Below are 18992 nucleotides of genomic sequence, written 5' to 3' on the forward strand. Positions count from 1 at the left end.
CTTATGAATCTCTATCCCCTGCTTCCCTTGCGCGACATCGTGGTGTTCCCCGGCATGGTTGTGCCGTTGTTCGTGGGGCGCGAGAAATCGGTCGCGGCGCTTGAAGCCGCGATGGCCGGCGACAAGGACATCTTCCTGCTCGCCCAGCTCGATCCGGGCTGCGACGATCCCGATCGCGACGATCTTTACGACATGGGCGTGATCGCCACCGTTCTCCAGTTGCTGAAGCTGCCCGATGGCACGGTGCGCGTGCTGGTCGAAGGCAACCGCCGCGCCAGCCTCCAGTCGCTGCGTGCAGAGACCGGCAGCGGCGGCGAGATGCTCGTCGCCCAGGTCGAGCCGATCGATCCGGTCGAGGCCGAGGGCACCGAAGTCGAAGCGATGATGCGCTCGGTGGTGGAGCAGTTCGGCGAATATGCGAAGCTTTCCAAGAAGCTGCCGCAGGATGCCGGATCGCAGCTGGGCGATATCGAGGAAGCCGGCAAGCTGGCCGATGGCGTCGCGTCCAACCTGGCCGCCAAGGTGGCGGACAAGCAGGCGGTGCTGTCCGAAAGCGATCCGCTCAAGCGCCTGGAAATGGTGCTCTCCTTCATGGAGGGCGAGCTGGGCGTGCTGCAGGTGGAGCGCAAGATCCGCGGGCGCGTGAAGCGCCAGATGGAGAAGACCCAGCGCGAATACTACCTCAACGAACAGCTCAAGGCGATCCAGTCGGAGCTGGGCGGCGGCGATGGCGAGGAAGCCAACGAGATCCAGGAGCTTCAGGAGAAGATCGATACCCTGAAGCTGACCAAGGAAGCGCGCAGCAAGGCGCAGGCGGAGCTGAAGAAGCTCAAGTCGATGCAGCCGATGAGCGCCGAAGCGACCGTCATCCGCAATTACCTCGATGTGCTGCTGGGCCTGCCGTGGGGCAAGAAGTCCAAGCTCAAGAAGGACATCGCGGCGGCGCAGCAGATCCTCGACGCGGACCACTATGCGCTCGACAAGGTCAAGGACCGGATCGTCGAGTATCTCGCGGTGCAGGCGCGCACCAACAAGCTGAAGGGGCCGATCCTGTGCCTCGTCGGCCCTCCGGGCGTGGGCAAGACCAGCCTTGGCAAGTCGATCGCCAAGGCGACCGGGCGCCAGTTCATTCGCCAGTCGCTGGGCGGCGTGCGTGACGAAGCCGAGATCCGCGGCCACCGCCGCACCTACATCGGCTCGCTGCCGGGCAAGATCGTGACCAACCTGCGCAAGGCTGGTACGGCCAACCCCCTGTTCCTGCTCGACGAAATCGACAAGCTGGGCCAAGACTTCCGCGGCGACCCGGCATCGGCGCTGCTCGAAGTGCTCGATCCCGAACAGAACGCGAAGTTCCAGGATCACTATCTGGAAACGGATATCGACCTGTCGGACGTGATGTTCGTCTGCACCGCGAACAGCCTCAACCTGCCGCAGCCGCTGCTCGATCGCATGGAGATCATCCGCCTCGAAGGCTATACCGAGGACGAGAAGGTCGAGATCGCCGAGCGGCACCTGATCGACAAGCAGATCCAGGCGCATGGGCTGAAGAAGGGCGAGTTCACGCTGACCCACGAGGGCCTGCGCGACCTGATCCGCTACTACACCCGCGAGGCGGGCGTGCGCACGCTGGAGCGCGAGATCGCTCGGCTGGCGCGCAAGAGCCTGCGCCAGATCCTTGAAGGCAAGGAAACGGCTGTCACGATCACGTCGGAAAACCTCTCGGACTATGCCGGCGTGCGCAAGTTCCGCCACGGTGTGTCCGACGAGGAGAACCAGGTGGGCGCGGTGACGGGTCTGGCCTGGACCGAAGTGGGCGGCGAACTGCTGACGATCGAAAGCGTGACCGTGCCCGGTAAGGGCGCGGTGCGAACCACCGGCAAGCTGGGCGAAGTGATGAGCGAGAGCGTCCAGATGGCGTTCAGCTTCGTCAAGGCGCGCAGCCCGGCCTACGGGATCAAGCCGTCGATCTTCGGGCGCAAGGACCTGCACATCCACTTGCCCGAAGGCGCAGTGCCCAAGGACGGGCCGTCTGCGGGCATCGGCATGGTTACCGCGATGGTGTCTACGCTCACCGGCATCCCGGTGCGGGCAGACGTGGCGATGACCGGCGAAGTCACGCTGCGCGGGCGCGTGCTGGCGATCGGCGGGCTGAAGGAAAAGCTCCTCGCGGCGCTGCGAGGCGGTATCAAGACGGTGCTGATCCCCGAGGAGAACCGCAAGGATCTCGCGGACATCCCGGCCAACGTGAAGGAAGGTCTGGACATCATACCGGTGAGCCACGTGGACGAAGTGCTCGCTCACGCGCTGGTTTCGATGCCGGAGGCGATCGAATGGACCGAGGCCGACGATCTGGCTAGCCAGCCGACCCCGGCCGGCGCGGGGCCGGCACCGGCGCCTACGGCCCATTGATCGCGGGGCCGGACGATCCCCCGGCTTACAGGATGACAGCGCAAACGACGCCGCGCGCAAGGAAATTGCGCGCGGCGTTCCTTTTGCCAAAAATCGACGGGATTCCGGGGATAACGCGCGCTGATTCGTCGCATTTGCCTTTGACAGTCAATTTTTTCTCGTCTCTCTTCCCGGCCACCCAAAAAGCGATTCCAAACCGCAGTTTTCCCAAGAAAAGGTAGGGGGTTCCGCAATGAACAAAAACGATCTGATCAGCGCTGTTGCCGACGCGAGCGGCCTTACGAAGGGGGATGCCACGAAGGCGGTCGAGGCCGTTTTCGAATCCGTCTCGGGCGCTCTGGCGAAGGGTGACGAAGTGCGTCTGGTCGGTTTCGGCACCTTCTCGGTCGCAAAGCGCAAGGCCTCGACCGGCCGCAACCCGCGCACTGGCGAGCCGATGTCGATCAAGGCTTCGGCCCAGCCGAAGTTCAAGGCCGGCAAGGGCCTGAAGGACGCCGTCAACTAATCAGCGGATCGAGCCTCTTCGGCGCGAACGGGTCGCGTCGCCGGAGCTTGGACGAAATCAGGAAGGGCCGCCCCGCCAGAACGGGAGCGGCCCTTTTCTATGGCCAATGGTGGCTCGGTTGCGCAGCCGGGTCAGTGCAGCCGGGTCAGTGCAGGCGGATCAGTGCAGGCGGATCAGGGCGGTCGGCGGCGCGGTGGTGCGCTGGGAGACTTTCCAGGTCAGCTGCTGTCCGCCAGCCACCGCAGCAGGGCCTTCGTCGGTGTTGTTGGCCAGGATCGCACCGTCGCTGGTAAGCACAAACGTGCCGTCCATCTGCGGTGCGCTTTCCGTGCCCTTTTCGGCTGGCGAGGATGTCAGGCCGGGCAGTGCGGGGTTGGCGGTGCCGGGCGAAAACGCCGGGGCTTCGATCCTTACGGTGCCGTCTCGGCGGCGGATCACGGTGACGAACGGGATCACCAGAGGCAGTCGCTCGATCGTCGGGAAGCTGAAGTCGTGATCGAGCCGGCCCTTGACCGCATATTCCACGTCGAACACGCCGCCACCCTTGCTCACCACCGAGGTCCAGCCTTCCTGCCGGGCGAGCCGGTCGGCGAATTCCTGCGCGGCGCGCGGATCGGCCGGATCGATGCCGCCGAGCATGGCCTGCATCGCCTTGCGCGCCTCGGCATCATCCTTTTCCTTGCGCGCCTTGCGGGCGGCACGTTCGGTTTCCCAGTCCTTGCGCTGGGTGGCGATCTCCTCCGGCGTGCAGTCGCGGTTGTCGCCGGTGGTCTCGTCCGAGCAGGCGGCAGGCTCGAACGCCTCGTCGCTCTCGGTGCGCTGCGGCGGCTGGGCGAGGGCCGTCAGCACGATCTCGCCCTTGTAGTGAAACGCGAACCCGCCATCGCGGCGCACGTCCAACTCGCTTGCGAAGCGGCCTGGCAGCAGCATGCACCCGGCCAGCAACAGCCCGAGCGTGGCCGCGAAGGCTGCCGCGATTCGTTTCCGGTAGGTCATCGTCCCCGCCCCTTGCATCGGCGCGGGGACGAACGGATCAGTCGTCGTCGCCCGCGCGCGTCGCCACCGCATAAAGCGCGATGGCCGCTGCGTTCGATACATTGAGGCTTTCGATCGCCGATGCAATCGGCAGGCGCGCGATCGAATCGCAATGCTGCGCCACGTTGTGCCGCAGCCCTTCGCCTTCGGCGCCCAGCACCAGCGCAACCGGCCCGGTCGGAAGCGCCGAGGGGAAGACAGCCTTGCCATCGCCATCAAGGCCGATGCGCCAGTAGCCCGCTTCCGAAATCGATTCGAGCGCGCGGGCGAGGTTCACCACGCGCACCCACGGCACCACTTCCAGCGCGCCCGAAGCAGCCTTGGCCAGCGTGCCCGATTCGGGCGGGGCGTGACGATCCTGCGTGATCACGGCGGCGACGCCGAACGCCGCGCACGAGCGCAGGATGGCGCCCACGTTGTGCGGATCGGTAACCTGGTCGAGAATCACCAACGGGCGACCCTCGGCTTCGTCGAGCGCCTCGTCGAGCGCGACGTCGTCGAGCGGCAGGCATTCGAGCACCAGCCCCTGGTGCGGTGCGTCGCGTGCGACAAGCCGGGCCAGATCGGCGGCTTGCGCATATTCCACCGGCAGCGAGGCGGGCAGTTCCGCATCGTGCGCGTCGAGCATTTCCTGAATCGCCTCGCGCGTGCCCCACAGCTTCTTGGCGGTGCGATTCGGATTGGTCAGCGCGGCTTCGATCGCGTGGCGACCCCATAGCCGGACCGTGCCGGTGCTGCCCCGGCCAGAGCCACGTCCGCCCTGCATGCGGCCCGCGCGCCCGCGCAGCGCCCTGCCGCCCTTTCGTCCGTCGTCGCGTTGTTGGTCGTGCGGGGGCATGGAAGGTACCTTCTGTCTGGAATGCGAAAATATCCTGCGCCCTCTGCCAGCCGACCCATTGACAGGCAAGCGATGCTTCGCCAAAGGGGCGCCTCCTCGGCCGGACGGCATCCTTCGGGACGCCAGAAACAGCAGGCCAACCCCGCAAGGGGAGACGCCTCGCACCGGCAGCACTGGTGTGGACAGGTGGCCGAGTGGTTAAAGGCAGCAGACTGTAAATCTGCCCGCGCAAGCGTACGCTAGTTCGAATCTAGCCCTGTCCACCACCCGCCTCCGATCATGATCAGCCGGTTTCCCCTGCGGGGACGCACCGGCCTCGATCATGCTTCTTAATCGATCCATTAAATCGGCTTGCGGATCGGGTGCCGTTGCGTCACCTTTGTTGGATGAACACGATAAGAATCCCGGTAACGGGGGGGATCGCAATCACCGCGGACGAGCTGGGGCCGAAAGGCGCACCCACGGTCATCCTCGGCCATGGCGGCGGGCAGACGCGGCATAGCTGGGACCGGGCGGGGCATGATCTCGCCGAAGCCGGGTACCACGTCCTCAATTACGACCTGCTCGGCCATGGCGAAAGCGATTGGGAACCGGAAGGCGACTATTCGCTGCTGCGCCGGGTCGAGGATCTGCGCTGCATCATCGAATCCGCGGGGCGCCCCTACGCCTTTGTCGGAGCTTCGCTGGGCGGCATGTCGGCGATGGCAGCGGCCTCGCACGGGCTGGAGCCGGCGGCGATCGTGCTGGTCGATGTCGTGGCGAAGCTGGCACCGGCCGGGGTCGCGCGGATCGTTGGGTTCATGACGGCCAACCCCGATGGTTTCGCCAGCCTGGAGGACGCGGCGGACGCGATTTCCGCCTACTACCCCGATCGTCCGCGCCCGCGCAGTCTCGATGGTCTGCGCAAGAACCTGCGCCTGGGCGAAGACGGGCGTTTCCGCTGGCATTGGGATCCGCGTTTCATCCAGCGCGACCCGGATCACACCACCATCCCCGATATGCTGGCCGCTTCGGATTGGGGAAAGCGTATCCCGACGTTGCTGGTGCGGGGGATGAAGTCCGACATCGTGACCGAAGAAGGCGTGGAGGACCTGCGCCAGCGGATTCCGGCGCTTGAAGTGGCGGATATCGGCAACGCCGGGCACATGGTCGCGGGCGACCGGAACGACCTGTTCAACGCGGCGGTGCTTGCATTCCTGACGCGGGTGATGCCGCCCCGTTAGGGCGTGGCGGCGGCTGCCCGTGCCACCGCGCTTGTCGGCGAGGGGGCAAAGGCCTAGATGGGGCCGATGCCCGGAGATATTCTAGACAACCGTGGTCGCGGCAGCGCAGGCTGGAGCTGGCCCTCAATTCATCCCGAAGGACGCAAGTTCGCGTTGATTGCCGCGGCAGTGGCCGCGCTTTGCGCGTTCATGGCGTGGGAAACGCTGGCCTGGCCGCTCGGTGTTCTGGTGGTGGGCATCCTTGCCTTCTTCCGTGACCCCGTCCGCGTCACGCCGCGCGAGGATCGCCTCGTGATCTCGCCCGCCGATGGCCTCATCACCCTGATCCAGAAGGTGCCGCCGCCGCGTGAGCTTTCCGCCGACGACGGCAGCGGCGTGATGGGCATGAGCGATACGCCCGTGACGCGCGTGTCGATCTTCATGTCCGTGTTCGACGTGCACATCAATCGCGCGCCCATCGGCGGCACCATTCGCCGCGTGGTCTATATCCCCGGCAAGTTCCTCAACGCCGACCTCGACAAGGCGAGTGAAGAGAACGAGCGCCAGCACTTTCTCGTCGAGCGGGGAGACGGCGTGCAGATCGGCTTTACCCAGATCGCCGGGCTGATCGCGCGGCGTATCGTGCCGTTCGTGAAGGCGGGCGACATCGTCGCGGCGGGCCAGCGCGTCGGCCTGATCCGCTTCGGCAGCCGGGTCGATGTCTATCTGCCCGAAGGAACCGAGCCCAAGGTGCTGATGGGCCAGAAGGTCATCGCGGGTGAAACCGTTCTTGCCGAGATCGGGCAGGCGCCGATGATCGAGGGTGTCAGCCAGTGAACCAGGCCGGCGAGGACGTGTCGTTCCCCACGGGCGACGACTTCGGGCGCCAGCGCCTGCCTCGCGGACTGACGCTGCGGGCGCTTGTGCCCAATGCGATCACTTCCGCAGCGCTGTGCTGCGGGCTGACCGGCATCCGCTTCGCCATCGGCGGTGATTTCAAGAGCGCGGTTCTGGCGGTGATTCTCGCCGGTGTGCTCGATGGGATCGACGGCCGGGTGGCGCGGCTCATGAAGGCGCAATCGCGCTTCGGTGCCGAACTCGACAGTCTGTCGGACGCGATCTCGTTCGGCGTCGCGCCGGCGCTGATTCTGTATCTGTGGTCCTTGCAGCAAGTGCCGCGCTTCGGCTGGTTCGCCGCGCTGGCGCTGGCGGTATGCTGCGCGCTGCGCCTTGCGCGTTTCAATGCCCGGATCGACATGGCGGAGCAGCCGCACAAGAGCGCCGGGTTCCTGACCGGGGTCCCGGCTCCGGTGGGCGCGGGCCTTGCTTTCCTGCCGCTTTACCTGTGGATCGCCAGCGGCCGCGAGGAGTTCCGCATGGCGCTTCCAGTGGCGGTCTGGGCGGCGCTGATCGCGTTCATGATGATTTCCAACATGGCGACCCTGAGCTGGGCGTCGCTGCGCCCGCGCCGCTCTATCCGGCTGGAAGTCATTGCGTTGTTCGGACTGGTGATCGCCGCGCTGCTGACCGAGCCGTGGCTCACGCTCTCGGCCATTTGCGGCATTTACGTGTTGTTCGTGCCGATCGGCGTTGCCCGTTATGCGCGGGTCAGGCGGCAGCGCGCTGCGGCTGCGGCGAGCGTTCGGTAACGCGACGAACCGCACGCTGCGGCGTGCGGCGCAGCCTGGCAAACGAGAAGGGCGAGGCCGGACGCTGATCGCTTGTCATCCAGACCAGGAATTCACGATCCTGCTGCATCGAGCGGGCCTCGTCGAAAAGGCGGCCTACCGCGCCCGATTGGGCGCGAATGGTCAGGACGATCGACGCGATCGCAGCGACGCCGGCACCGGCGATGACGAGCGAAGCGAGAATTCCCAGCATGGCAACCGGCCTTTCAAACTTCCGTCGCACTGCCCGTCGCATATGCTTGACAGGCTGTGGACTTCCTGTGGATAACCGCCGGGAACCCGAGTAGTTCCGGTCGGCGTTTCTTGCTCGCTCAATGTTCTCTTTTTGTTCCGGTGCGTCAAGAGAAATGTGGGGCAGCACGTTCCAGAAGCGCGAGCGACGGACGTCGGTCTTAGGAATTCCGCGATATTTTAGGGTCTTTGCGTCCGGCCCGGCAGGGCGCGGTCCAGCTGTTCCAGTGCGTGCCCCATCCCGAATCGGCGGGGTTTTGCGATTCGCCGTCCTTTGCCTCCGCCCCGGCTTTGCATTAGGGGTGGATTTCGCGGGGTGCCTGCGCTAAGCGCCGCGCCGCCGGGCGGTGAATCGGGGCAAGTCCGCCTCGTTCGCGACAGCCGGCAAATCCACACGGGAAGCGCACAAACCGGTGCCGCATGCGGGTCCCTCCGCAGTGGTTCCAGCTTCCCGGAGGCGAAACCGGAAAGGAAAGACCTATGGCGGCTCCCGTCGTCACCATGAACCAGCTCGTCGAGGCCGGTGCCCACTTCGGCCACCAGACCCACCGCTGGAACCCGCGGATGAAGCCGTACATCTTCGGCGCCCGCAACGGCATCCACATCCTCGACCTGTCGCAGACCGTGCCCCTGATGGCACGTGCGCTCGAGTTCATCTCGGCCACCGTCCAAGCTGGCGGCAAGGTTCTGTTCGTCGGCACCAAGCGTCAGGCCCAGGAGCAGATTGCTCAGGCCGCGCGCGCTTCGGGCCAGCACTACGTCAACCACCGCTGGCTGGGCGGCATGCTCACCAACTGGAAGACCATCTCGGGCTCGATCAAGCGCTTCAAGGCGCTGGAAGAGCAGCTTTCGGGTGACACCGCCGGCCTGACCAAGAAGGAAGTGCTGCAGCTCACCCGCGAGCGCGACAAGTTCGAGCTTTCGCTCGGCGGCATCCGCGACATGGGCGGTATCCCGGACGTGATGTTCGTGATCGACGCCAACAAGGAAGAGCTGGCGATCAAGGAAGCCAACGTCCTCGGCATCCCGGTCGTTGCGATCCTCGATTCGAACGTTTCGCCCGATGGCATCGCGTTCCCGATCCCGGCCAATGACGACGCTTCGCGCGCCATTCGTCTGTACTGCGAGGCGGTTGCTGCCGCCGCCACCAAGGGTGGCCGCGAAGCGATGATCGCTTCGGGCGCCGACCTTGGCGCGATGGACGAGCCGCTGGCTGAAGAGGTCGTCGAGGGCTGAGGCGGTTCCCGGTCTGACGGCCGCTTCGGCGGCCGTCACCGAACTGACCCGGACACGACTTACGGGCCGCGGCACTTGCTGCGGCCTCTCCCGTTTCAAGATTGAGAAGGATCAACGCGATGGCTTACACCGCCGCTGACGTGAAGAACCTGCGCGAGCGCACCGGCGCCGGCATGATGGACTGCAAGAAGGCGCTCGACGAGAGCGGCGGCGATTTCGAAGCCGCCGTTGACGCGCTGCGCGCCCGGGGCCTTGCTGCTGCTGCCAAGAAGTCCAGCCGCACCGCGGCCGAGGGCCTCGTCGGCGTGGCCGTTTCGGGCACCAAGGGCGTCGCTGTCGAAGTGAACTCGGAAACGGACTTCGTCGCCAAGAACGATCAGTTCCAGGACTTCGTCCGCAAGGCCACCGAAGTTGCGCTGTACACCGGCGTGTCGGACGTCGAGGCGCTGAAGGCTGCGGGTTACCCCGATGGCGGCACCGTTGCCGACAAGCTGACCAACAACGTCGCGACCATCGGCGAAAACCAGCAGCTGCGTCGCATCAAGCACGTGTCGGTGTCGAACGGCGTGGTCGTGCCTTACATGCACAACGCGGCCGCCACCAACCTCGGCAAGATCGGTGTGCTCGTCGCGCTTGAATCCGAAGCTGCCGCCGACGTGCTCGAAGCACTGGGCAAGCAGATCGCGATGCACATCGCCGCTGCGTTCCCGCTGGCGCTGAACGCTGACGATCTCGACGCCGAACTGATCGCCCGCGAGCGCAAGATCGCGGCCGAGAAGGCTGCCGAAAGCGGCAAGCCGGCAGAAGTCCAGGCCAAGATGGTCGACGGTGCCGTCGCCAAGTACGCCAAGGAAAACGCGCTGCTGTCGCAGGTGTTCGTCATGGACAACAAGACCCCGATCGCACAGGTCGTCGAGCAGGCTGGCAAGGCCGCCGGCACCAAGATCACGCTGGTCGACTATGTCCGCTTCCAGCTCGGTGAAGGCATCGAGAAGGAAGAGACCGACTTCGCGGCCGAAGTCGCCGCGGCTGCCGGCATCAAGTAAGCGTTACGCGTTCGCTGTCCCCGCGCCGGCGGTTCCGTTTCGGAACTGGTCGGCGCGGGGACAGTCGTGTCGGGCGCATCCGACAGAAACGTGCCGGCCATGCCCCGCAAAACCTTTGCGGGCGCCCTTGGCACGCGGCACGCGGCGCGTATAAGAGCCGCCATCCCGGCCCATCGTGACAAGAGTATCGGTTTTCCCATGAGCCTCCCCCCGTTCAAGCGCATCCTGCTCAAGCTTTCGGGCGAGGTGCTGATGGGTAACCAGCAGTTCGGAATCGACACCGATTTCGTCGCTGCGCTGGCGGCCGAAGTGAAGGCGGCGAAGGACAGCGGGCTTGAAATCTGCCTGGTGATCGGCGGCGGCAACATTTTCCGCGGCATGGCCGGTGCGGCCAAGGGCATGGATCGTGCGCAGGCCGACTACATGGGGATGCTGGCGACGGTGATGAACGCGCTCGCCATGCAGTCCGCGCTGGAGCAGCTTGGCGTGCCCACCCGCGTCCAGTCGGCGATCGAGATGGACAAGGTGTGCGAGCCGGTGATCCGCCGCCGCGCCGAGCGCCATCTCGAGAAGGGGCGAATCGTGATTTTCGCGGCGGGCGTCGGCGCTCCCTACTTCACCACCGATTCCGGGGCGGCGCTGCGTGCGGCGGAAATGAGGTGCGACGCGCTGCTGAAAGGCACCAGCGTGGACGGCGTCTATGATGCCGATCCCAAGAAGGATCCCACCGCCAAGCGTTACGACACGGTCGATTACGACACCGTGCTGGCCGACAATCTTCAGGTGATGGACGCCAGCGCCGTTGCCTTGTGCCGTGACAATCGCATTCCCATCGTCGTGTTCTCTATCCGCGAGCAGGGCAATCTTGCCCTTGTGCTTGGCGGGAAGGGCACGCAGACCATCGTCCAGAAGGAGGCCTGAATCATGGCCAAGTACGACAAGGCCGATCTTGAGCGCCGCATGAAGGGCGCCGTCGAAGCTCTCCGCCACGATCTCTCCGGCTTGCGCACCGGCCGCGCGAACACCGCGCTGCTCGATCCGGTGACCGTCGATGTCTATGGTTCGCGCATGCCGCTGAACCAGGTGGCGACCGTTTCCGCGCCGGAACCGCGCCTGCTTTCGGTGCAGGTGTGGGACAAGTCGAACATCGGCCCCGTCGAAAAGGCGATCCGTTCGGCCGGTCTCGGCCTGAACCCGATCAACGACGGCAACAACCTGCGCCTGCCGATCCCGGACCTGACCGAGGAACGCCGCAAGGAACTGGCCAAGCTTGCCAGTCAGTATGCCGAAAAGGCCCGTATCGCGATCCGCAATGTGCGCCGCGATGGCATGGACGCGCTGAAGACCGACGAGAACAAGAAGGAAATCTCGGAAGACGACCGCAAGCGGTCGGAAACCGAACTCCAGAAGGTGACCGACGAGCAGATCAAGGCGGCGGACGAAGCTGCAGCCGACAAGGAAAAGGAAATCCTCGGCAAGTGATCCTTTCGAAGGCTCACGATGAACGGGGAGGGGCCCTGACCTCCGCCCGCCATGTCGCCATCATCATGGACGGCAACGGGCGTTGGGCGAAGAAGCGCCTGATGCCACGCGCACTCGGCCATAAGCGGGGGGTGGATACCGTCCGCACCATCGCGCGTGCCGCGCGCGAGATGGGGCTGGAGGCGCTGACGCTCTATGCGTTCTCGTCCGAGAACTGGAAGCGGCCGGCTGACGAGATCTCCGATCTGATGAGCCTGCTGCGCGCTTTCATTCGCACCGAGCTTGACGAACTGGTGCGCAACGGCACCCGGCTCAAGATCATCGGCGAGTGGCAGGCGCTGGCGCCCGATATCGTCGACATGATCGGGGATGCGCTGGCGCGGACGGCGCACAACCGCCAGACCACGCTGACCATCGCGCTCAATTACGGATCGCAGCAGGAAATCGCCCGCGCGGCGGCCCGGGCTGCTGCCAAGGGCGCGATCACCGTGGAAAGCATCGAGGCGGAACTCGATACCGCCGACCTGCCTCCGCTCGATCTGATCATCCGGACGTCGGGCGAAGTCCGGCTGTCGAACTTCCTGCTTTGGCAGGCGGCCTATGCCGAGATGTGGTTCACCGACGTGCTGTGGCCCGATTTCACGCCCGAACACCTGCACGATGCGCTTGGCCAGTTCGCAACCCGTGAGCGGCGCTTTGGCGGGCGCTGACGCCGATCCGGCGGCGCCAGTGGCGGCCCCGAAGAAAAGCGACCTGCCGGTGCGTGTCGCCTCGGCCGTGGTCATGCTGCTGGTGGCCGGCCTTGCCGTGTGGCGGGGCGGTGTCGCTCTGGATGGCTTCATCGCGCTGGTGGGGCTGGCTGTGTTCGGCGAATATGTCCGGCTCGTCTCCCGCATCGCGCCCAATCCGGCGAAGATGTCGGCGGCGGTGCTGACCGGTGCGATCTATGTCGGATGGGCCGCTTTCGCGCTGATCGTGATGCCGGTGGCGCTGCTTGTCGGCATCATGGGGCTGGTCATCTGTACCGATACCGGCGCCTATTTCACCGGCCGTGCGATCGGCGGCCCGAAGATCGCGCCGAAGATCAGCCCGTCGAAGACCTGGGCCGGCCTTGCCGGCGGCATGGCGGCGGCCGGCATATGGACGGCGTTGGCGACGCTGACCGGAGGCTACTTCATTTCCGCGATCGGTCCCACCGGTCCCAGCTTTGGCGAAGCGCTGCGGATTACCAATGTCGGTTTCGCCGCGCTGGCGGGCGCCGGGCTGGCGGTCGTGGCGCAGGCGGGCGATTTCTATGAAAGCTGGCTCAAGCGCCGCGCCGGCGTGAAGGACAGCTCCCGCCTCATCCCCGGCCACGGCGGCGTGTTCGACCGGGTGGACGGACTGCTGCCGGTGGCGATCGTGGTAGGCACGCTGTGGGCGCTCGGGGCGGGTCGATGAGCGCACCGCGTACCATTTCGGTGCTGGGCGCGACTGGATCCATCGGCGCATCGACGCTCGATCTGGTCCGCCGCAATCCGCAGGCGTTCCGCGTCGTTGCGCTCACCGCCAATCGCCAGGCACGCGAACTGGCCGTGCTCGCGCGCGAATTCGCTGCCGATGTGGCAGTCGTGGCGGACGAGGCCTGCCTGCCCGAACTGCGCGCGGCGCTGGCGGGGAGCGGGATCGAGGCGGCCGGCGGCGCGCAGGCGCTGGTCGAGGCTGCGGGGCGCGGGGCGGACATCACCGTTGCCGCGATCGTCGGCTGCGCCGGGCTTGCCCCCACCATGGCCGCGATCGAGCAGGGCAGGATCATCGCGCTCGCCAACAAGGAAGCGCTGGTTTCCGCAGGTGAGGTGATGACCGCCGCTGTCGCCCGTTCAGGCGCGACGCTGCTGCCGGTCGATTCCGAACACAACGCGATCTTCCAGTGCCTCCAGGGCAACGATCCCGCCCATGTGCGCTGGATTACGCTGACCGCGAGCGGCGGGCCGTTCCGCGACTGGGACATGGCGCGCCTGCACGCGGCCACCCCGGCTGAGGCGGTGAAGCATCCCAACTGGTCGATGGGCGCGAAGATCAGCGTCGATTCGGCCACGATGATGAACAAGGGCCTCGAATTCATCGAGGCGTTCCACCTGTTCCCCGTTGGCGTCGAGCGGCTGCGGATCATCGTCCATCCGCAATCCATCGTGCATTCGATGGTCGAATATCGAGATGGATCAACGCTGGCGCAGCTTGGCCCTTCGGATATGCGCGTGCCCATAGCTTCTGCGCTGGCATGGCCTGCCCGGATGGACACGCCGTGCGAACCGCTCGACCTTGCCGCGATCGGGGAATTGACCTTCCGCCAGCCCGACGAACTGCGCTTTCCCGCCACCCGTCTTGCGCGCGAAGCCGCGATTGCGGGTGGCGCGGCGCCCGGGGTGCTGAACGCGGCGAACGAAATCGCGGTCGCAGCGTTCCTCGATGGTCAGATCGCGTTCACCCGAATCGTGCAATGCGCCGAGGAAGTGCTTGCGCGTGGCCTGCCGCCGCCGCCCACTTCGCTGGACGAGGTGATCGCGGTGGACAGGGAAGCGCGGGTGCGCGCGCGCGAAACGATGGAGCCTGCCCGTTGACCCCGATGGCCGAAAGCCCCGGAATTCTCATCACGCTGCTGGCTTTCGTGCTTGTGCTGGGGCCGCTCGTGTTCATTCACGAACTGGGTCACTACCTTGCCGGGCGTCTGTTCGGCGTGAAGGCTGAAAGTTTCTCGATCGGCTTCGGCAAGGAGCTTTGCGGCTGGACCGACAAGCGCGGTACGCGCTGGAAGCTCTCGGCGCTGCCGCTGGGCGGCTACGTTCAGTTCGCGGGCGACATGAACGCGGCGGGCAAGCCCGACCCTGCGTGGCTGGCGCTCCCGGCGGAGGAGCGCAACAAGACTTTCCAGGCAAAGCCCTTGTGGCAGCGTGCCGCCATCGTCCTCGCCGGACCGGTGACCAACCTGCTGCTCGCAGTCGCGATCCTTGCCGGCTTCGCGCTGGCCTACGGCAAGGTCGTGGTGCCGCCGGTGGTGGGCGTGATCCAGCAGGGCTCGGTGGCGGAGAAGGCCGGCCTCCACGTGGGGGACCGCATCGTCTCGCTGCGTGGCTACGGCGTGGACAGCTTCCTCGACGTGCGCATGGCCGTGTCACAGCATCCGGGCGAGCCGCTTGACATGGTGGTCGAGCGCGCCGGCGCGCGGGTGGACCTGCCCGTCACGGCGGCGGCCAAGGTGCTGTCGGACCGCTTCGGCAACGAACAGCGCATCGGCTTCATCGGCATCGGTCCCGCCAGCATCGATCGCGTACCGGTCGGCCCCGTTGGCGCGGTGGGCGAAGCACTGACCCAGACCCGCGACATCATCTCCATGATGGTCACCGGGATCGGCCAGATCGTCACCGGCAAGCGCGAGGTGAAGGAACTCGGTGGCCCGATCAAGATCGCCAAGTACTCGGGCGAGCAGCTCGTGTCCGGCTGGCAGAGCTACGCCTGGTTCGTGGCGCTGATCTCGATTAACTTGGGGTTCATCAACCTCTTGCCAATTCCGGTGCTCGACGGCGGCCACCTCGCATTCTACGCGGCGGAGGCCGTGCGCCGTAAGCCGGTGAGCCAGCGCGGGCAGGAATGGGCCTTCCGCACCGGCCTCGCGCTGGTGCTTGGCCTGATGCTGTTCGTCACATTCAACGACGTGGCGTCGCTCAAGATTTTCGGAGGGTAAGGGGCACGTTGCCCGTTATCGCAACGGGAAAGTTCCATCGGGCGGGGATGGAGCGGATTTTCCACAATTTGCGGGGCTAATGCTGGCACGAAAGGCAGGCTTGCTTGATTGGCGGGGCTGCATCGGGCAAAGGGCTGCGATTGCCTGAGAATGGCCGGGTTGCGCGCGCCGCAGTCGCCGTTCGAGGGCCGCACGAACAGACGGGATGGCGCTTGGTGATGATTGGACTTAACTCGGGCCTGACCGCACCCGGCGCGAAGCGCGCTTCCGCCCTTGCAGGCGTGTTGCTTGCGACGACCGCGCTGGTCGCGCTGCCCGATGTGGCGATGGCCGCCGCGAAGGTGAAGGCGGGCAAGGCCGTGCCGATCCCGACCGAGGCTTCGGTGCCTGCTCCCGCAGCGCCCGCCGTGGATGCCTCCGCGCCCGTCCAGACCGTCCGCTCGATCATCATCGAGGGCGCGCAGCGGCTCGAGGCGGACACCATCCTGTCGTATATTCGTCTCCGCGTCGGCGATCGCTACACCCAGGCTTCGGCCGACCAGGTGCTCAAGGATCTCTACGCGACCGAGCTGTTCTCGGACGTGCAACTGCGCAACGCCGATGGCGCCGTGACCATCCAGGTCAAGGAAAACCCGGTCGTCAACCGCATCATCCTCGAAGGCAACAAGCGCCTGAAGGAAGAGAAGATCCTGCCCGAGATCAAGCTCTCGGCGCGCCAGATCTTCACCCGCTCCAAGGTGCGCGCCGACGTGTCGCGCATCATCGAGCTGTACAAGCGGCAGGGCCGCTTCGCCGCTTCGGTCGAGCCGAAGATGGTGATGCTCGACCAGAACCGCGTCGATATCGTGTTCGAGATCCAGGAAGGGCCGAAGTCCAAGGTCCGCCAGATCAACATCATCGGCAACGATACCTTCTCCGACAGCGAGCTGCGCGGCGAGATGGTGACGAAGCAGGCGCGCTTCTTCCGCCTGTTCTCCTCGGGCACCAGCTACGATCCCGATCGTCTGGCCTTCGACCAGCAGAAGCTGCGCCAGTATTACCTGACCAAGGGCTACGCCGATTTCCGCGTGGTTTCCGCGGTGGCGGAACTGACGCCCGACAAGCGCGACTTCATCATCACGTACGTGGTCGAGGAAGGGAAGCGCTACAAGTTCGGCGACGTGAAGGTCGACAGCCAGCTGCGCGACTTCGACGGCGAAGTGCTGGCCAAGCGCCTGCCGCTGAAGAAGGGCGACTGGTACAACGCCAAGCTGGTCGAGGACACCGTCGACAGCCTGACCGAGACCGCCGGCAGCTTCGGCTATGCCTTCGCCGACGTGCGCCCCGACTTCCAGCGCAACAAGGATGACCTGACGATGTCGGTCACCTTCCGCATCGCGGAAGCGCCGCGCGTGTATGTCGAGCGGGTCGACGTCAACGGCAACACGCTGACGCAGGACAAGGTGATCCGCCGCGAGTTCCGCCTTGCCGAAGGCGATGCGTTCAACTCGTTCCAGATCAAGCGCTCGTCCAACCGCATCAAGTCGCTGGGCTACTTCCAGGAGAAGTTCGAGGTCGAGCAGAAGCCGGGCACCGCGCCCGACCGCATCATCCTTGAAGCCAACGTCGAGGAAAAGCCCACCGGCCAGCTCCAGCTGTCCGCCGGCTTCTCCAGCCTTGAAAGCTTCATTTTCCAGGCTTCGATCCAGCAGAACAACTTCCGCGGTCGCGGCCAGACGGTTGGTGCCAGCGTGGACTATTCGCGCTACTCGCGTTCGGTCCAGCTGAGCTTCACCGAGCCGTACCTGTTCGACCGCAACGTCTCGTTCGGTCTCGACGTCTACCGCCGCGACTACAACAGCTTCCGCTACCTGAACTCCAGCCGCAACACGACCTACAAGCAGGCCACCACCGGCTTCCAGGCGCGCATCGGCGTGGCGCTCACCGAATATATGTCGCTGGTCGGGCGCTACACGCTCAACTTCGACGACGTGTCGCTCGACAAGGGCCTCTACTACACCAACGGAACCTGCGATCCGTTCAAGGGCGGGTTCTACCTGTGCGACGCGATCGGCAAGCGCACCAGCTCGATCCTCGGCACCTCGCTGATCTACGACACGCTGGACAATCGCATGCGCCCGACGCGCGGCACCCAGTTCGTGGTCGGTGGCGACGTGGCCGGCCTTGGCGGCTCGGTGAAGTATGCGCGCATCACCGCCAACGCGGCCAAGTACTTCTCGCTGGGCAAGGGCTTCGTGTTCTCGCTGCGCGCAGAGGGCGGTGCGATCAAGCCGCTGTCCAAGCGCTATGACGAGAACGGCCTGGAGGTCGATGGCATCCGTCTGACCGACCGCTTCTTCCTCGGTGAACCGCAGCTGCGCGGCTTCGACATTCGCGGCGTTGGCCCGCGCGTGCTTCGCAAGTTCTACGCGGGCGTCGCCACCGATGGCACCGGCGGCACGGTCAGTGCCAACCGCAACGACTGGTCGGACGACGCGGTCGGCGGCCGTTACTACTACCTGGGCCATGCCGAACTGGAACTGCCGCTCGGCTCGGGCGCGCGCGAACTGGGCCTGCGTCCGTCGATCTTCGTCGATGCCGGCGCAGTGTTCAGCGTGAAGGCGCCGGGCACCAACCCGTTGGTCCTGCAACTGCAGAACAAGACCACCGGCGAGACGATCTACAAGGCGGTCACGGCCGATCCGGCCAGCCCCGGCAACCCCATCGCTGGCTCGTTCGATGCCGCCACCTACAACGTGGTCGGCAAGTTCGCGGAAAGCTTCGTCGGCAATTCCGCCAAGCCGCGCGTTTCGGTCGGCATCGGCGTGAACTGGAACTCGCCCTTCGGGCCGTTCCGCATCGATTTCGCCAAGGTGCTCAGCAAGGTCGATGGCGACGACCCCAAGACCTTCACTTTCAACGTAGGAACCCAGTTCTGATGAAACTCCGTATTGCCTCGGCCCTCATCGCGGGCCTGCTCGTCTCCGCAGCTCCCGCCGCCATGGCGCAGTCGACCCCGGGCGGCACCGTTGCCGCCGGCATCGCCATCGCCAACCCGCCGGCCGTCGTCGCCTCGTCGAACGCCTACAAGACTTCGCAGACCCAGCGCCCGGTGACCTACAAGGCGCAGATCGACCAGGCGAACACGCGCAAGGCCCAGATCGAGGCCCAGCTCAAGCCGCTCGTCGCCAAGCTCGAAGCGGACTCGAAGGCTGCCAACCCGAACCGCGCCGCGCTGCAGAGCCAGTACGAGCAGATCCAGCAGATCCAGCAGTCGGGCGAGCAGGAAATCCAGCAGATCCTGGCCCCGCTCAACCTGTCGCAGCAGTATGTGCTCGAACAGATCGGCGACAAGCTGGACGATGCGACCCAGCGCGCGATGACCAAGAAGAAGATCACGGTCGTCCTCGATTCGCAGGGCGTCATCAAGGCCGACCAGGTCTACAACCTCAACCAGGACATCCTGGCCGAGCTGAACACCCTGCTGCCTTCGGCGCAGCTGGTGCCGCCCGCCGGCTGGATGCCGCGCGCCCAGCGCGAGCAGCAGGCGGCTCAGGCCGCGCAGGCCGCTCCGTCGGCGGCGCAGCCCGCCACCAAGCAGCCTTCGGGCCGCTGAGGCA

The 18992-nt window shown here is 65.8% G+C and carries 17 protein-coding genes, 1 tRNA gene and 1 pseudogene; 16 read left to right on the top strand and 3 right to left on the bottom strand.

Features of this window, described 5'->3' with window-relative positions; genetic code table 11:
- Window positions 1–3: 3 nt before the first annotated feature.
- Both lon and OLX02_RS18010 read left to right on the top strand, forming a co-directional pair.
- Window positions 4–2409, top strand: a complete 2406-nt coding sequence (gene lon, locus OLX02_RS18005; RefSeq protein ID WP_264425051.1) for an endopeptidase La — start codon at window positions 4–6, stop codon at window positions 2407–2409.
- A 187-nt stretch (window positions 2410–2596) separates the two neighbouring features.
- A pseudogene (locus OLX02_RS18010) lies at window positions 2597–2914 on the top strand (HU family DNA-binding protein); the annotation flags it as partial.
- 159 nt (window positions 2915–3073) lie between these two features.
- On the opposite strand, the gene OLX02_RS18015 reads toward OLX02_RS18010, so the two are convergent.
- Both OLX02_RS18015 and rlmB read right to left on the bottom strand, forming a co-directional pair.
- Entirely contained in the window at window positions 3074–3910 is an 837-nt protein-coding gene (locus tag OLX02_RS18015) for a hypothetical protein (RefSeq protein WP_264425053.1), read from the bottom strand.
- A 37-nt stretch (window positions 3911–3947) separates the two neighbouring features.
- Entirely contained in the window at window positions 3948–4787 is an 840-nt protein-coding gene (gene rlmB, locus OLX02_RS18020) for a 23S rRNA (guanosine(2251)-2'-O)-methyltransferase RlmB (protein ID WP_264425055.1), read from the bottom strand.
- Between the two features lie 180 nt (window positions 4788–4967).
- Between rlmB and OLX02_RS18025 the strand changes: the two genes are divergently transcribed.
- The 4 genes from OLX02_RS18025 (at window position 4968) to OLX02_RS18040 (ending at window position 7638) form a co-directional block, all read left to right on the top strand.
- Window positions 4968–5053 (top strand) — tRNA-Tyr (locus tag OLX02_RS18025).
- A gap of 120 nt (window positions 5054–5173) precedes the next feature.
- The gene (locus OLX02_RS18030; RefSeq protein ID WP_264425057.1) at window positions 5174–6010 is read left to right on the top strand and encodes an alpha/beta fold hydrolase; all 837 of its coding nucleotides are present in this window, start codon (window positions 5174–5176) and stop codon (window positions 6008–6010) included.
- Window positions 6011–6076: 66 nt separating this feature from the next.
- Window positions 6077–6826, top strand: a complete 750-nt coding sequence (locus OLX02_RS18035; RefSeq protein WP_264425058.1) for a phosphatidylserine decarboxylase — start codon at window positions 6077–6079, stop codon at window positions 6824–6826.
- Window positions 6823–7638, top strand: a complete 816-nt coding sequence (locus tag OLX02_RS18040) for a CDP-alcohol phosphatidyltransferase family protein (RefSeq protein WP_264425060.1) — start codon at window positions 6823–6825, stop codon at window positions 7636–7638. Before OLX02_RS18035 ends, OLX02_RS18040 begins: the two co-directional genes overlap by 4 nt.
- On the opposite strand, the gene OLX02_RS18045 is transcribed toward OLX02_RS18040, so the two are convergent.
- Window positions 7598–7870: a hypothetical protein gene (locus OLX02_RS18045; protein ID WP_264425061.1), complete on the bottom strand. Its 273-nt coding sequence runs from the start codon at window positions 7868–7870 to the stop codon at window positions 7598–7600. The genes OLX02_RS18040 and OLX02_RS18045 overlap by 41 nt on opposite strands.
- Window positions 7871–8388: 518 nt before the next feature.
- Between OLX02_RS18045 and rpsB the strand changes: the two genes are divergently transcribed.
- The 10 genes from rpsB to OLX02_RS18095 all read left to right on the top strand — a co-directional run bounded on the left by rpsB (window position 8389) and on the right by OLX02_RS18095 (window position 18988).
- A complete protein-coding gene (rpsB, locus tag OLX02_RS18050) occupies window positions 8389–9144 on the top strand; it encodes a 30S ribosomal protein S2 (protein WP_264425063.1) in 756 nt (251 codons plus the stop codon).
- A gap of 119 nt (window positions 9145–9263) precedes the next feature.
- Complete coding sequence (gene tsf, locus OLX02_RS18055) at window positions 9264–10190, top strand: translation elongation factor Ts (RefSeq protein WP_264425065.1); 927 nt, start codon at window positions 9264–9266, stop codon at window positions 10188–10190.
- A gap of 198 nt (window positions 10191–10388) precedes the next feature.
- The gene (gene pyrH / locus OLX02_RS18060; protein ID WP_264425067.1) at window positions 10389–11111 is read left to right on the top strand and encodes a UMP kinase; all 723 of its coding nucleotides are present in this window, start codon (window positions 10389–10391) and stop codon (window positions 11109–11111) included.
- A 3-nt stretch (window positions 11112–11114) separates the two neighbouring features.
- Complete coding sequence (gene frr, locus OLX02_RS18065) at window positions 11115–11672, top strand: ribosome recycling factor (RefSeq protein ID WP_264425069.1); 558 nt, start codon at window positions 11115–11117, stop codon at window positions 11670–11672.
- 65 nt (window positions 11673–11737) lie between these two features.
- Complete coding sequence (gene uppS, locus OLX02_RS18070; protein WP_264425107.1) at window positions 11738–12382, top strand: polyprenyl diphosphate synthase; 645 nt, start codon at window positions 11738–11740, stop codon at window positions 12380–12382.
- A complete protein-coding gene (locus OLX02_RS18075) occupies window positions 12369–13112 on the top strand; it encodes a phosphatidate cytidylyltransferase (protein WP_264425071.1) in 744 nt (247 codons plus the stop codon). The genes uppS and OLX02_RS18075 overlap by 14 nt, the downstream gene beginning before the upstream one ends.
- Complete coding sequence (locus OLX02_RS18080; RefSeq protein ID WP_264425073.1) at window positions 13109–14272, top strand: 1-deoxy-D-xylulose-5-phosphate reductoisomerase; 1164 nt, start codon at window positions 13109–13111, stop codon at window positions 14270–14272. The genes OLX02_RS18075 and OLX02_RS18080 overlap by 4 nt, the downstream gene beginning before the upstream one ends.
- A 5-nt stretch (window positions 14273–14277) precedes the next feature.
- Window positions 14278–15393 carry an RIP metalloprotease RseP gene (gene rseP, locus OLX02_RS18085; RefSeq protein ID WP_264425109.1) on the top strand — a complete coding sequence of 372 codons (1116 nt, stop codon included), beginning with the start codon at window positions 14278–14280 and terminating at the stop codon, window positions 15391–15393.
- Window positions 15394–15611: 218 nt separating this feature from the next.
- Complete coding sequence (bamA, locus tag OLX02_RS18090) at window positions 15612–18311, top strand: outer membrane protein assembly factor BamA (protein WP_264425111.1); 2700 nt, start codon at window positions 15612–15614, stop codon at window positions 18309–18311.
- The gene (locus OLX02_RS18095; protein ID WP_264425075.1) at window positions 18311–18988 is read left to right on the top strand and encodes an OmpH family outer membrane protein; all 678 of its coding nucleotides are present in this window, start codon (window positions 18311–18313) and stop codon (window positions 18986–18988) included. The genes bamA and OLX02_RS18095 overlap by 1 nt, the downstream gene beginning before the upstream one ends.
- Window positions 18989–18992: the final 4 nt, after the last annotated feature.

The organism is Novosphingobium sp. KCTC 2891 (assembly GCF_025938155.1).
GTDB lineage: Bacteria > Pseudomonadota > Alphaproteobacteria > Sphingomonadales > Sphingomonadaceae > Novosphingobium.

Bases quoted from the DNA above. Each gene is read 5' to 3' on its own strand.
- lon (WP_264425051.1), top strand. From the start codon at position 4: ATGAATCTCTATCCCCTGCTTCCCTTGCGCGACATCGTGGTGTTCCCC.
- OLX02_RS18015 (WP_264425053.1), bottom strand. From the start codon at position 3,910: ATGACCTACCGGAAACGAATCGCGGCAGCCTTCGCGGCCACGCTCGGG.
- rlmB (WP_264425055.1), bottom strand. From the start codon at position 4,787: ATGCCCCCGCACGACCAACAACGCGACGACGGACGAAAGGGCGGCAGG.
- OLX02_RS18030 (WP_264425057.1), top strand. From the start codon at position 5,174: ATGAACACGATAAGAATCCCGGTAACGGGGGGGATCGCAATCACCGCG.
- OLX02_RS18035 (WP_264425058.1), top strand. From the start codon at position 6,077: ATGCCCGGAGATATTCTAGACAACCGTGGTCGCGGCAGCGCAGGCTGG.
- OLX02_RS18045 (WP_264425061.1), bottom strand. From the start codon at position 7,870: ATGCTGGGAATTCTCGCTTCGCTCGTCATCGCCGGTGCCGGCGTCGCT.
- rpsB (WP_264425063.1), top strand. From the start codon at position 8,389: ATGGCGGCTCCCGTCGTCACCATGAACCAGCTCGTCGAGGCCGGTGCC.
- tsf (WP_264425065.1), top strand. From the start codon at position 9,264: ATGGCTTACACCGCCGCTGACGTGAAGAACCTGCGCGAGCGCACCGGC.
- pyrH (WP_264425067.1), top strand. From the start codon at position 10,389: ATGAGCCTCCCCCCGTTCAAGCGCATCCTGCTCAAGCTTTCGGGCGAG.
- frr (WP_264425069.1), top strand. From the start codon at position 11,115: ATGGCCAAGTACGACAAGGCCGATCTTGAGCGCCGCATGAAGGGCGCC.
- uppS (WP_264425107.1), top strand. From the start codon at position 11,738: ATGGACGGCAACGGGCGTTGGGCGAAGAAGCGCCTGATGCCACGCGCA.
- OLX02_RS18080 (WP_264425073.1), top strand. From the start codon at position 13,109: ATGAGCGCACCGCGTACCATTTCGGTGCTGGGCGCGACTGGATCCATC.
- rseP (WP_264425109.1), top strand. From the start codon at position 14,278: ATGGCCGAAAGCCCCGGAATTCTCATCACGCTGCTGGCTTTCGTGCTT.
- bamA (WP_264425111.1), top strand. From the start codon at position 15,612: ATGATTGGACTTAACTCGGGCCTGACCGCACCCGGCGCGAAGCGCGCT.
- OLX02_RS18095 (WP_264425075.1), top strand. From the start codon at position 18,311: ATGAAACTCCGTATTGCCTCGGCCCTCATCGCGGGCCTGCTCGTCTCC.